This window comes from Pseudomonas fragi (assembly GCF_002269505.1).
Lineage (GTDB): Bacteria > Pseudomonadota > Gammaproteobacteria > Pseudomonadales > Pseudomonadaceae > Aquipseudomonas > Aquipseudomonas fragi_D.
Map to the genome: position 1 here is coordinate 81,038 of NZ_NQKQ01000018.1, position 11,013 is coordinate 92,050.

13 protein-coding genes are annotated in these 11,013 nt (G+C 59.5%); 5 read left to right on the forward strand and 8 right to left on the reverse strand.

Features of this window, described 5'->3' with window-relative positions; genetic code table 11:
* Nucleotides 1-83: 83 nt before the first annotated feature.
* Nucleotides 84-260, forward strand: a complete 177-nt coding sequence (locus CJU81_RS24090; RefSeq protein ID WP_095002633.1) for a hypothetical protein — start codon at nucleotides 84-86, stop codon at nucleotides 258-260.
* A gap of 35 nt (nucleotides 261-295) precedes the next feature.
* Nucleotides 296-1,480, forward strand: a complete 1,185-nt coding sequence (locus CJU81_RS16275) for an MFS transporter (protein ID WP_095037459.1) — start codon at nucleotides 296-298, stop codon at nucleotides 1,478-1,480.
* 142 nt (nucleotides 1,481-1,622) lie between these two features.
* Here the strand turns inward: CJU81_RS16275 and arfB are convergent, their stop codons facing one another.
* The 8 genes from arfB to CJU81_RS16320 form a co-directional block, all read right to left on the reverse strand.
* Nucleotides 1,623-2,036, reverse strand: a complete 414-nt coding sequence (gene arfB / locus CJU81_RS16280; RefSeq protein ID WP_095037460.1) for an alternative ribosome rescue aminoacyl-tRNA hydrolase ArfB — start codon at nucleotides 2,034-2,036, stop codon at nucleotides 1,623-1,625.
* A gap of 90 nt (nucleotides 2,037-2,126) precedes the next feature.
* Nucleotides 2,127-3,545, reverse strand: a complete 1,419-nt coding sequence (locus CJU81_RS16285; protein ID WP_095037461.1) for an amino acid permease — start codon at nucleotides 3,543-3,545, stop codon at nucleotides 2,127-2,129.
* Nucleotides 3,546-4,258: 713 nt separating this feature from the next.
* Complete coding sequence (rluB, locus tag CJU81_RS16295) at nucleotides 4,259-5,455, reverse strand: 23S rRNA pseudouridine(2605) synthase RluB (protein ID WP_088377744.1); 1,197 nt, start codon at nucleotides 5,453-5,455, stop codon at nucleotides 4,259-4,261.
* 144 nt (nucleotides 5,456-5,599) lie between these two features.
* A complete protein-coding gene (locus tag CJU81_RS16300; RefSeq protein WP_088377745.1) occupies nucleotides 5,600-5,791 on the reverse strand; it encodes a DUF1289 domain-containing protein in 192 nt (63 codons plus the stop codon).
* 117 nt (nucleotides 5,792-5,908) lie between these two features.
* Complete coding sequence (gene scpB / locus CJU81_RS16305) at nucleotides 5,909-6,862, reverse strand: SMC-Scp complex subunit ScpB (RefSeq protein WP_095037463.1); 954 nt, start codon at nucleotides 6,860-6,862, stop codon at nucleotides 5,909-5,911.
* Nucleotides 6,863-6,874: 12 nt separating this feature from the next.
* Complete coding sequence (locus CJU81_RS16310) at nucleotides 6,875-7,573, reverse strand: segregation and condensation protein A (protein ID WP_176464635.1); 699 nt, start codon at nucleotides 7,571-7,573, stop codon at nucleotides 6,875-6,877.
* A gap of 119 nt (nucleotides 7,574-7,692) precedes the next feature.
* Nucleotides 7,693-8,325: an L-threonylcarbamoyladenylate synthase gene (locus CJU81_RS16315; RefSeq protein WP_088377747.1), complete on the reverse strand. Its 633-nt coding sequence runs from the start codon at nucleotides 8,323-8,325 to the stop codon at nucleotides 7,693-7,695.
* A 13-nt stretch (nucleotides 8,326-8,338) separates the two neighbouring features.
* Nucleotides 8,339-9,202 (reverse strand): PHP domain-containing protein, encoded by an 864-nt coding sequence (locus CJU81_RS16320; RefSeq protein ID WP_095028767.1) that lies wholly within the window; start codon nucleotides 9,200-9,202, stop codon nucleotides 8,339-8,341.
* A gap of 84 nt (nucleotides 9,203-9,286) precedes the next feature.
* Here CJU81_RS16320 and CJU81_RS16325 point away from each other — a divergent pair, with 84 nt between their 5' ends.
* Genes CJU81_RS16325 through CJU81_RS16335 form a run of 3 tightly spaced genes read left to right on the forward strand, consistent with a single transcriptional unit; the run spans nucleotide 9,287 to nucleotide 10,928 of the window.
* Nucleotides 9,287-9,889 (forward strand): septation protein A, encoded by a 603-nt coding sequence (locus CJU81_RS16325; protein ID WP_095037465.1) that lies wholly within the window; start codon nucleotides 9,287-9,289, stop codon nucleotides 9,887-9,889.
* A gap of 1 nt (nucleotide 9,890) precedes the next feature.
* Entirely contained in the window at nucleotides 9,891-10,190 is a 300-nt protein-coding gene (locus tag CJU81_RS16330) for a YciI family protein (protein WP_095002642.1), read from the forward strand.
* Nucleotides 10,191-10,250: 60 nt separating this feature from the next.
* On the forward strand, nucleotides 10,251-10,928 hold the full coding sequence (locus CJU81_RS16335) for a response regulator transcription factor (RefSeq protein WP_016781609.1): 678 nt from the start codon (nucleotides 10,251-10,253) through the stop codon (nucleotides 10,926-10,928).
* The last annotated feature ends 85 nt before the right edge of the window (nucleotides 10,929-11,013 follow it).

Below are 11,013 nucleotides of genomic sequence, written 5' to 3' on the forward strand. Positions count from 1 at the left end.
CGCACAATCAGACGGTGCGAAAAGCATTCAGTTTTTCACACCGTCTGACACAATTGCTCCACCCCCCTATTCCGGATTCAAGCGTGACTGACACTTTCAGCGACACCCAGGCCAGCGTGCTGATCGGCACCGCCGAGAAAATGATCGACCTCTGGGAGCGCCTCAGCCCCGAGAAGCAAGCGCTCCTGCTCAAGCGCTTCGGCACCCAGGAAAATGCCCTGGCCGCTTTAATCGCGACACAACTGGTTACGCCACTATAATCTGCACCAACCGCTCCCCGCAGGACCCCTACCCCATGCCTGAAACACAGCGCCCCATGGCAATCACGCTGCAAGTGGTTTCCATCGTCCTGTTTACCTTTATCGGCTATCTGAACATCGGTATTCCACTGGCCGTGCTGCCGGGTTACGTGCACAACCATCTCGGTTACGGCACTGTGATCGCCGGGCTGGTGATCAGCGTGCAATATCTGGCCACACTATTGAGTCGTCCGTACGCCAGTCGCTTTATCGATACCCGGGGCAGCAAGCGCGCCGTGATGATTGGCCTGGCCGGCTGCGGCCTGAGCGGCGTGTTTATGCTGGTGTCTACCTGGCTGACGAGCATGCCGGCCTGGAGCCTTGCCAGCCTGCTGATCGGCAGGCTGGTGCTGGGCAGCGCGGAAAGCCTGGTGGGCTCCGGCTCCATCGGCTGGGGCATTGGCCGGGTCGGCGCACAGAACACGGCCAAGGTGATTTCCTGGAATGGCATCGCCAGCTACGGCGCGATTGCCATTGGCGCGCCTTTGGGCGTGGTCATGGTCGGCCACCTGGGCATGTGGAGCCTGGGGGTAAGCATCATGCTCCTGGGTGCGCTGGGCGTACTGCTGGCCTGGCCAAAACTGGCGGCCCCCATTGTCAGTGGCGTACGCCTGCCATTTCTACATGTACTGGGGCGAGTGTTGCCCCACGGCACCGGACTGGCCCTGGGCTCAATCGGCTTTGGCACCATCGCCACCTTTATCACCCTGTATTACGCGACCAACCACTGGGAAAACGCAGCGCTGTGCCTGAGCCTGTTTGGCGCCAGCTTTATCAGTGCGCGTTTGCTGTTCGGCAATCTGATCAACCGCATCGGCGGTTTTCGCGTGGCAATTGCCTGCCTGGGCGTTGAAACCCTGGGCCTGCTGTTGCTGTGGCTGGCACCCAACCCGGAGTTGGCCTTGGCGGGAGCAGCCCTGAGCGGCTTTGGGTTCTCGCTGGTATTCCCGGCGCTGGGGGTTGAGGCCGTCAACCTGGTGCCAGCCTCAAGCCGTGGTGCTGCGGTGGGTGCGTATTCGCTGTTTATCGACCTGTCGCTGGGCATCACCGGGCCGCTGGTGGGCGCCGTGGCAGCAGGGTTCGGCTTTGCGTCGATATTTCTGTTTGCGGCGCTGGCGGCATTCAGCGGGTTATTGCTGAGTGTTTATTTGTATCGCCAGGCCCAAGCTGCGCGCACCTGATAAAAAGCACCCTCACCCCGACCCTCTCCCGGAGGGAGAGGGAGGGAGCTGACCGCAGGCGAACTCACTATTACCACAAATCAGTCCCCTCTCCCTCCGGGAGAGGGTTCGGGTGAGGGGCCTTTGATCTTAAAAGCCCAGCTTAAAAATCCACCCTGCCCCGCCCGGCCTTGATGTTGCCGCGCTTGGTCTTGGATTCCAGCCGACGCTTTTTTGAGCCCAGGGTCGGCTTGGTCGGGCGGCGTTTTTTCTCGACCTTGGTCGCGCTGACGATCAACTCCGCCAGACGCTCCAGCGCATCAGCCCGATTCTGCTCCTGGGTGCGGTATTGCTGGGCCTTGATAATCAGCACGCCATCACTGGTAATTCGGCTGTCACGCAACGCCAGCAGCCGCTCTTTGTAAAAATCCGGCAACGACGAATTGGGGATATCAAAGCGCAGGTGCATGGCACTTGAAACTTTATTGACGTTCTGCCCGCCCGCACCCTGGGCGCGAATGGCTGACAGTTCGATCTCGGCATCAGGGATATGCACGTTATTGGAAATCACCAGCATTAAAAAAGGGTCCGCGTTCAGGGCCTTAAGGATACCCCACAAACAACAAACCCGGCGCAATGGCCGGGTTTGGTGGATTAACCGCTCAGCTTATTTAGCAGAGCTGTAAGCCGCAGCCGATGCCTGCACCGCGCGCTTGTTTTTGATCAGGTAGCACACCCACATAAAGACTACCCACACCGGAATCGCGTACACCGACACGCGAATCCCCGGGATCAGCAACATGATCACCAGGATGAACGCCACAAATGCCAGGCAGATGTAGTTGCCATAGGGGTACCACAGGGCCTTGAACAACGGGACTTGTGCGGTCTTGTCCATGTGCTGGCGGAACTTGAAGTGCGAGTAGCTGATCATCGCCCAGTTGATCACCAGGGTGGCCACTACCAGCGACATCAGCAGCTCCAGCGCATCATGGGGCATCAGGTAGTTGAGCAGTACTGCAATCACCGTCACCGCCGCCGAGGCCAGGATCGAGTTGACCGGCACGCCGCGCTTGTCGATTTTGGCCAGCACTTTCGGCGCATCGCCCTGCTGCGCCATACCCAACAACATGCGGCTGTTGCAGTAGGTACCGCTGTTGTACACCGACAACGCTGCGGTCAAGACCACGAAGTTGAGGATGTGCGCAGCGGTGTTACTGCCCAGCATCGAGAACACTTGCACGAACGGGCTGCTGCTGTAGCTGTCGCCACCGGCATTCAGGGTTTCAAGCAGCGAGTCCCACGGGGTCAACGACAGCAGAACTACCAGGGCACCGATGTAGAAAATCAGGATGCGGTAGATCACCTGGTTGATCGCTTTCGGGATCACGGTGCGCGGCTTGTCGGCTTCAGCTGCGGTGAACCCGAGCATTTCCAGACCACCGAAAGAGAACATGATAAAGGCCATGGCCATGATCAGACCGGTCGTCCCGTTCGGGAAGAAGCCACCGTGTTCCCACAGGTTGCTGACCGATGCCTGCGGACCACCGCTGCCGCTGACCAGCAGGTAGCTGCCCAGGGCGATCATGCCGACAATCGCCACGACCTTGATGATCGCAAACCAGAACTCAGCCTCGCCGAACACCTTGACGTTGGTCAGGTTGATCAGGTTGATCAGCACGAAGAAGGCCGCTGCCGAGGCCCAGGTCGGGATCTCCGGCCACCAGTAGTGCACGTATTTACCGACGGCGGTCAGCTCCGACATGCCCACCAGGATGTAGAGCACCCAGCAGTTCCAGCCCGACATAAAACCGGCGAAACCGCCCCAATATTTATGGGCAAAGTGGCTGAATGAACCGGCAACCGGCTCTTCGACGATCATTTCGCCAAGCTGGCGCATGATCATAAAGGCAATGAAGCCGCAGATCGCATAGCCCAGAATCATGGACGGCCCGGCCGACTTGAGCACCCCGGCCGAACCGAGGAACAGGCCAGTGCCAATCGCGCCACCGAGGGCTATCAGCTGGATATGACGATTTTTCAGGCCGCGTTTAAGCTCGCCCGAATGCGAGGTATTTCCACTCATTGAAAAGGTCCCACACAAGGTTTGATGTGATTCAGTGCGTTGTAACTTGAGCACCAGAGGCAGTGATCGAAGGGTCTACAACACAAATCAAACCCCAGCGCAGACGCCAGGAATCCAAGGTTGTTTCACGAGTCATGCGTCACCTGTTTGTTTTTATCTGTGACGGAATCGAACCCGCAACGCTTATGGCATTGCGGAATTATCAAGGCGGGTAGCCTTGGCAAAATGCGCGGGTACGCAATTGAGTCACAGTTAAAACGCGGCGCATTGTACACCCGCACGAAGGCAAGATCCCATCACACAGCCGATTGCAATACGAAACAAGCCGCAATTTATGTAGGAACTGTCCTAATTCTGTAAATCTCGGAAAATTTTCATTACAGCAGGGTGATTTCAGCGGTTTAGGGTCGGTAAGTGGCTGAATTCGTATGAATTTGTTGACAGGCTGTAACGATTACTTGCCACTTTAAAAGTGAAACATTCCTATGTAGTCGCTGAGGAGCGGAGCGAGGCTGCGATCGACTGCGTAGCAGTCGCGAATCCGGGCAATGTGTTTTACCTGACACACCGCGTGCGCTGGCTTTACGACTGCTACGCAGCCGATCGCAGCCTCGCTCCGCTCCTCAGCGACTACAGGTAGGTAATGGCTTTGCGCAGGCATAAAAAAACGCCAACCCCTGAGGGGTTGGCGTTTTTTGTACCGCGCTTACCGCTTACTGCGGCTTGCGACGACCGAAGCCCGGGCGCTGGCCCGAACCTGCCGGAGCGCCACGACGCTTGCCCGACGGCGCATCGTCAACCAGCTTTGGCCCGTTACGGGTTGGCTTGGTTGGACGCTTGTTGATTTCGCTCGGACGCTCGGCAACTGGCGCACCACGGCCTGCTGGCACACGGTCAGTACGACCTGCCGGCTTGCGGGCCGGACGAGCCGACTCATCGCGAGCCGGACGGCCCGGACGCTCGCCTTCGATATGCGGCTGGCGGGCCGGACGCGGCGCAACAGGTGCACCTTCAGCCGGGCGCAGCACGCGGGCAACACGGTCACCACGGGCCACAGGGCGCGAGGATTTGCGCTGCATGCGCTCAAGCTTGTCTTTGCTCTTGGCGTTCATCTCAGGCATGGCAACCGGCGTAAGGCCGACTTCAGCGCTGAGGATATCCACTTCGAACTGGCTCATTTCGCGCCAGCGGCCCATCGGCAGGTCGGAGTTGAGGAACACCGGGCCGAAACGCACGCGTTTCAGGCGGCTGACCACCAGGCCCTGGGATTCCCACAAGCGACGTACTTCACGGTTACGGCCTTCCATCACCACGCAGTGGTACCAATGGTTGAAGCCTTCGCCGCCCGGCGCCTGCTTGATGTCGGTGAAACGCGCCGGGCCGTCTTCCAGCACTACGCCGGCCTTGAGGCGCGCGATCATGTCGTCATCCACTTCGCCACGCACACGTACCGCGTACTCACGGTCCATTTCGTAGGAAGGATGCATCAGGCGGTTGGCCAGCTCACCGTCGGTGGTGAACATCAGCAAACCGGTGGTGTTGATGTCCAGACGGCCGATATTGATCCAGCGGCCTTCTTTTGGACGCGGCAACTTGTCGAACACGGTCGGACGGCCTTCAGGGTCGTCACGGGTGCAGATTTCGCCGTCGGGTTTGTTGTACATGATCACGCGGCGAACCGATTCGGCTGCCTCTTCACGCTTGATCACCTTGCCATCGATGGTGATGGCGTCGTGCAGGTCTACGCGCAGACCCAGAGTTGCATCCTTGCCATTGACCTTGATGCGGCCCTGGCTGATCCAGCTCTCTACATCGCGACGCGAGCCAACGCCAATACGGGCGAGGACTTTTTGCAGTTTTTCGCCTGCCGGGCCAATTTCCTGGCCGTCTTTAGGGTCGAGATCTTTCATCTGGGCACCTCCCGGTGTGTCAATTCAGGCGAGCGCCTGAAGTGTTAAAAATGGGCCTTGGAGCTCTGCTGAGCCCCAGAGGGTCGCGAATCATACGCTGATGTTGACCATTACGCATCAACGGCCAGTCACTTAGTGCCCGGCTCACTTGCTTTTCCGCCGGCCGGTGGCTTCAAGCGCCAGCAAGCGCAGGGCGGATTCTGCCAGCACCGTGCGTTTATCGTCCTTGTCGAGTTTCTTCCAGGCCTTGATTTCACGTTTTGTGCGCCCGCAGCCCAGGCAAATGTCGTCAGTGAATTTGCAAACACCGATGCAGGGGTCTTTGGTTGAACTCATGAATACACCTCGAATGCTTTTCTGTGGGAGCGAGCCGGCTCGCGATGAAATCGCTGCGTCAGTACAGATACATCTCGCCGCTCAAATCGCGAGCAGGCTCGCTCCCACAGGGGGGTGTCAGTCTTCCAGCTCACGGCGCTCCTGTTCGATGGCTTCGGCCAGCGCCTGAGCCTCAAGCTCTTCGTCGCTCATGGCAGATCGCTGCTCAAGTGCGGCAACCGCAGCGCGCAATCGCTCGCGGGCCAGTTCAGCCGCAGACGGTTGCTGCGGTTGTGGTTGCGCCTCTGGCTCTGCTTGCATCTCAGGCTCAGGCTTTGGCTCTTCACTTGCTGCCTGCGGCTCATCACTTGTCACTGCATCACGCAACAAGTCATCAAAGTCGGTTTTAAGACCTTCTTCCATCGAGTCCAGTTCCGTCAGCAAGGTACGGAAGCTGGTCTCATCTTTTGGCTCTTCGGGCTCGGCACTCTCGTCGGCCAGGGCCTGCAAGTGCGCAGGCACCGGAGCATCGTCGAAATCGAGAATCGGGTCAGGCTCCAGCTCGCGCAGCTCGGCCAGCGGCGGCAACTCATCGAGGCTCTTGAGGTTGAAGTGGTCAAGAAAGCCCTTGGTGGTGGCAAACATCGCTGGCTTGCCCGGCACGTCACGATAACCCACCACGCGAATCCACTCGCGCTCCAGCAGGGTCTTGACGATATGACTGTTGACCGCAACGCCGCGCACGTCTTCGATCTCGCCACGGGTGATGGGCTGGCGATAGGCAATCAGCGCCATGGTTTCCAGCATGGCCCGCGAGTACCGTTGCGGGCGCTCCTCCCACAAGCGTCCGACCCAGGGCGAGTACTTTTCGCGGATCTGCAGGCGATAGCCGGAGGCAACTTCTTTCAGTTCAAAGGCGCGGCCGTCGCAGGATTTGCGCAGCAGTTCCAGAGCCTTCTTGAAGACCGGGGGTTCCGGGCGCTCGCCCTCTTCAAACAGTTCGAACAGGCGTTCAAGGCTCTGCGGCTTTCCCGAGGCCAGCAGAAAGGCCTCAAGCAAGGGGGCCAGCTCGCGGGGTTCAGTCAAATTCATGGTTTCAGCTCTTTATTCGGCTCTTGCCCGCACATGGATCGGCGCGAAGGGTTCATTTTGTACCAACTCGATCAGCGACTCTTTGACCAGTTCAAGAATGGCCATAAAGGTCACGACTACACCCAACTTGCCTTCTTCAGCGGTAAACAGCTCGACAAAGGGCACAAAGCCACCCCCCTTGAGACGCTCAAGTACGTCGCTCATGCGTTCGCGGGTCGACAGGGCTTCACGGCTGACCTGGTGACTTTCAAACATGTCGGTACGGCGCAGCACTTCGGCCATCGACATCAGCAGCTCTTCGAGCGCCACATCCGGTACCAGCTTGCGCGCCCGTGCTTCGGGGGCATCGAGCTTGGGCACATAGATCTCGCGCCCTACCCGGCTCAGCCCCTCGATGCCTTCAGCGGCTGCCTTGAAACGCTCGTATTGCTGCAGGCGGCGAATCAGCTCGGCACGGGGGTCGCCCTCGTCTTCCTCGATTGCAGCCGTACGCGGCAACAGCATGCGTGACTTGATCTCGGCCAGCATTGCCGCCATGACCAGGTATTCGGCCGCCAGCTCCAGGCGCACGGTTTTCATCAGTTCGACATAGCCCATGTACTGGCGGGTGATTTCCGCCACAGGGATGTCGAGGATGTCGATATTTTGCTTGCGGATCAGGTACAGCAGCAGGTCGAGCGGGCCTTCAAAAGCATCGAGAAACACCTCCAGTGCATCCGGGGGGATATACAGGTCTTGCGGCATTTCGATGACTGCCTGGCCATAGACCATGGCCAGGGACAGTTCTTGCTGGGCACCGGCCTGGGCCTCAGGTGCTTCTACGTCAGACATCAGGCCTCGACCATAAAGGGTTGAGGATCGCCGCAGCCCACCCGCACGATCTCGGGGTCACCGCTGTCCACCAGACTGATGACAGTGGAGGCCTTGTTGCCGCCAAAGCCGCCGTCAATGATCAGGTCGACCTGTTTTTCCAGGGCATCGCGAATTTCGTACGGGTCTTCCATCGGCTCGCTCTCGCCCGGCAGGATCAGGGTCACGCTCATCAGCGGTTCGCCCAGTTCTTCAAGCAATGCCAGCGCAATTGGATGGCTCGGCACACGCAGGCCGATGGTGCGGCGCTTGGGGTGCAGCAACAGGCGCGGCACTTCGCGGGTGGCGTTGAGGATAAAGGTGTATGGCCCCGGCGTATGGGCCTTGAGCAGACGGAAGATGCCGGTATCAACTTTGGCAAACAGCCCCAGCTGCGACAGGTCACAGCACATCAGGGTGAAGTTGTGCTTGTCGTCCAGATTACGCAAGCGCTTGATCCGCTCGATCGCACCCTTGTCGCCCATCTGGCAACCCACGGCGTAGGACGAGTCGGTGGGATAAATCACTACCCCACCCTTCTTGATGATTTCAACGGCCTGTTTGATCAGGCGCGGTTGTGGGTTTTCCGGATGAATCTGGAAAAATTGACTCACAGTGTTTACCTGTTCAGACGTTGGCAGTGGGCTTGTCATATTTGAATCGACACCACAATGGCGGCAAGTCTTCCGGTACCGGCCGGTATTCGCCGATCTCGGACCAGCCCCCAGGACCATGAAAATCACTGCCGGCACTGACCAGCAGACCGAACTCACGCGCAAGGATCGCCAGGCTGCCAACCTGATCGGCCGGCTGGTACCCGTTGACCACTTCAATAGCGTGACCCCCAGCTTGAATATAGTCGCCAATCAGCCGTCGGCGCTTACTGCGGGTGAAATCGTAGTGCGAAGGGTGCGCCAGACTGACCCAGGCCCCCGCTGCGCGCAGGGTGGCGACGGTGTCTTCCAGGGTCGGCCAGTGCAACTTGACGTCGCCCAGCTTGCCGGCCCCCAGCCATTTGCGGAAGGCTTCGGCGCGATCCTTGACGTAACCGGCCTCCACCAGAAAGTCGGCAAAGTGCGGACGGGCCGGGGCATTGCCACTGTCGCCCAGGGCCTGCTGGATGGCCCGCGCGCCTTCAAGCGCGCCGGGCATGCCCTTGAGTGCGAGTTTGCGGCTGATCTCTTCAGCCCGCAGCCAGCGGCCATCATGCAATTTGGCAATGGCCTCGACCAACGCCGGGGCGTTGACATCGAAACCGTAACCCAGCACATGAATCGTCGCCCCGCCCCAGGTGCAGGACAACTCAACGCCGTTGACCAGTGTCATGCCTAACGCCTGCGCCGCCGTGCGGGCTTCGTCGAGGCCTTCAAGTGTATCGTGATCGGTCAGGGCCAGGACTCGCACACCTTTCTCGAACGCACGCGCGACCAGTACCGCAGGCGCCAGGGCGCCATCAGAAGCTGTGCTATGGCAATGCAAGTCAATTTCCACGGGGATTTAATAACCTCTAGCTGACGCTTTCGCTGTCATTGATGTTTGTTATTATGCCGCCACATCCTGCTTCTGGCTGCCACTGTGAAACAATTCATCGACTTCATCCCGCTGTTACTGTTTTTCATCGTTTACAAAATCGAGCCGCGCATCGTCGAAATCGGCGGGCACAGCCTGTCGGTCGGCGGTATCTACAGCGCTACGGCGATGCTCATCATCAGTTCGCTGGTGGTGTATGGCGCCCTGTTTATCAAGCAACGCAAACTCGAGAAAAGCCAATGGCTGACCCTGATTGCCTGCCTGGTGTTCGGCAGTCTGACCCTGGCCTTCCACAGCGAAACTTTCCTTAAGTGGAAAGCCCCGGTGGTGAACTGGCTGTTTGCGCTGGCCTTTGCCGGCAGCCACTTTATCGGCGACAAGGTTCTGATCAAGCGCATGATGGGCCACGCCCTGAGCCTGCCTGATGCCATCTGGACCCGCCTGAACGTGGCCTGGATCGGGTTTTTCCTGTTCTGCGGTGCTGCCAACCTGTTCGTTGCGTTCACCTACCAAAGCATTTGGGTCGACTTTAAAGTGTTCGGCAGCCTGGGCATGACCGTATTGTTCCTGATCGCCCAGGGCATTTATCTGTCGCGACATCTGCATGACACCGACCCGACCGATACCTCCCCCAAGACCAAGGACTGACATGCTCTACGCCATCATTGCAACAGACGTCGCCAATTCGCTTGAAGCCCGCCTGGCTGCCCGCCCTGCGCACCTTGAGCGCTTGCAACAACTGAAGGCCGAAGGCCGCATCGTCCTGGCCGGCCCGCACCCGGCCATCGACAGCAATGATCCGGGCGCTGCCGGCTTCAGCGGCAGCCTGATCGTGGCCGAGTTCGAGTCGCTGAACGCTGCCCAGGCCTGGGCCGAAGCCGATCCTTACGTGGCCGCCGGTGTCTATGCCAACGTCAGCGTCAAGCCGTTCAAGCAAGTCCTGCCGTAACCTGTATCTTTACCGGCAGCCGGCGCAAACAGCGTCGGCACCGGTCAAATCGAGTAAGTCATGAGCGACCTGTTACTGATAGATGATGACCAGGAGCTGTGTGAGCTGCTGGTCAGTTGGCTGAGCCAGGAAGGCTTTCAGGTTCGCGCATGCCACGACGGTTCCAGTGCCCGCAAGGCGCTGAGCGAGTCCAGCCCCGATGCCGTGGTGCTGGATGTCATGCTCCCCGACGGCAGCGGCCTTGAGCTGCTCAAGCAACTGCGCAACGACCACCCTGATCTGCCGGTGCTGATGCTTTCAGCCCGTGGCGAGCCGCTGGACCGCATCCTGGGCCTGGAGCTGGGTGCCGATGACTATCTGGCCAAACCCTGCGACCCCCGTGAGCTGACCGCCCGCCTGCGCGCCGTATTGCGCCGCAGCCACCCGGCGGCCGTGTCCAGCCAGATGGAGCTGGGCGACCTGTGTTTCAGCCCGATGCGCGGCGTGGTCACCATCGACCAGCGCGACATCACCCTGACCGTTTCCGAAAGCCGCATCCTCGAAGCCCTGCTGCGCCAGCCCGGCGAGCCGCTGGACAAGCAGGAACTGGCGCAGATCGCCCTGGGCCGCAAGCTGACCCTGTACGACCGCAGCCTGGACATGCATATCAGCAACCTGCGCAAAAAGATCGGCCCCCACCCCGATGGCAGCCCGCGCATCGTGGCATTGCGCAGCCGCGGGTATTTCTACAGCGCCTGAGCATAGCGCCCTCACTGTAGAGACCGGTAGATCCTTTACACATCTGACCGGGTACATCGTTTACACATTTACAGGCTTGAGACGC

Coding starts and splice junctions, on each gene's coding strand:
- CJU81_RS16275 (WP_095037459.1), top strand. CDS start 296: ATGCCTGAAACACAGCGCCCCATGGCAATCACGCTGCAAGTGGTTTCC.
- arfB (WP_095037460.1), bottom strand. CDS start 2,036: ATGCTGGTGATTTCCAATAACGTGCATATCCCTGATGCCGAGATCGAA.
- CJU81_RS16285 (WP_095037461.1), bottom strand. CDS start 3,545: ATGAGTGGAAATACCTCGCATTCGGGCGAGCTTAAACGCGGCCTGAAA.
- rluB (WP_088377744.1), bottom strand. CDS start 5,455: ATGAAAGATCTCGACCCTAAAGACGGCCAGGAAATTGGCCCGGCAGGC.
- CJU81_RS16300 (WP_088377745.1), bottom strand. CDS start 5,791: ATGAGTTCAACCAAAGACCCCTGCATCGGTGTTTGCAAATTCACTGAC.
- scpB (WP_095037463.1), bottom strand. CDS start 6,862: ATGAATTTGACTGAACCCCGCGAGCTGGCCCCCTTGCTTGAGGCCTTT.
- CJU81_RS16330 (WP_095002642.1), top strand. CDS start 9,891: ATGCTCTACGCCATCATTGCAACAGACGTCGCCAATTCGCTTGAAGCC.
- CJU81_RS16335 (WP_016781609.1), top strand. CDS start 10,251: ATGAGCGACCTGTTACTGATAGATGATGACCAGGAGCTGTGTGAGCTG.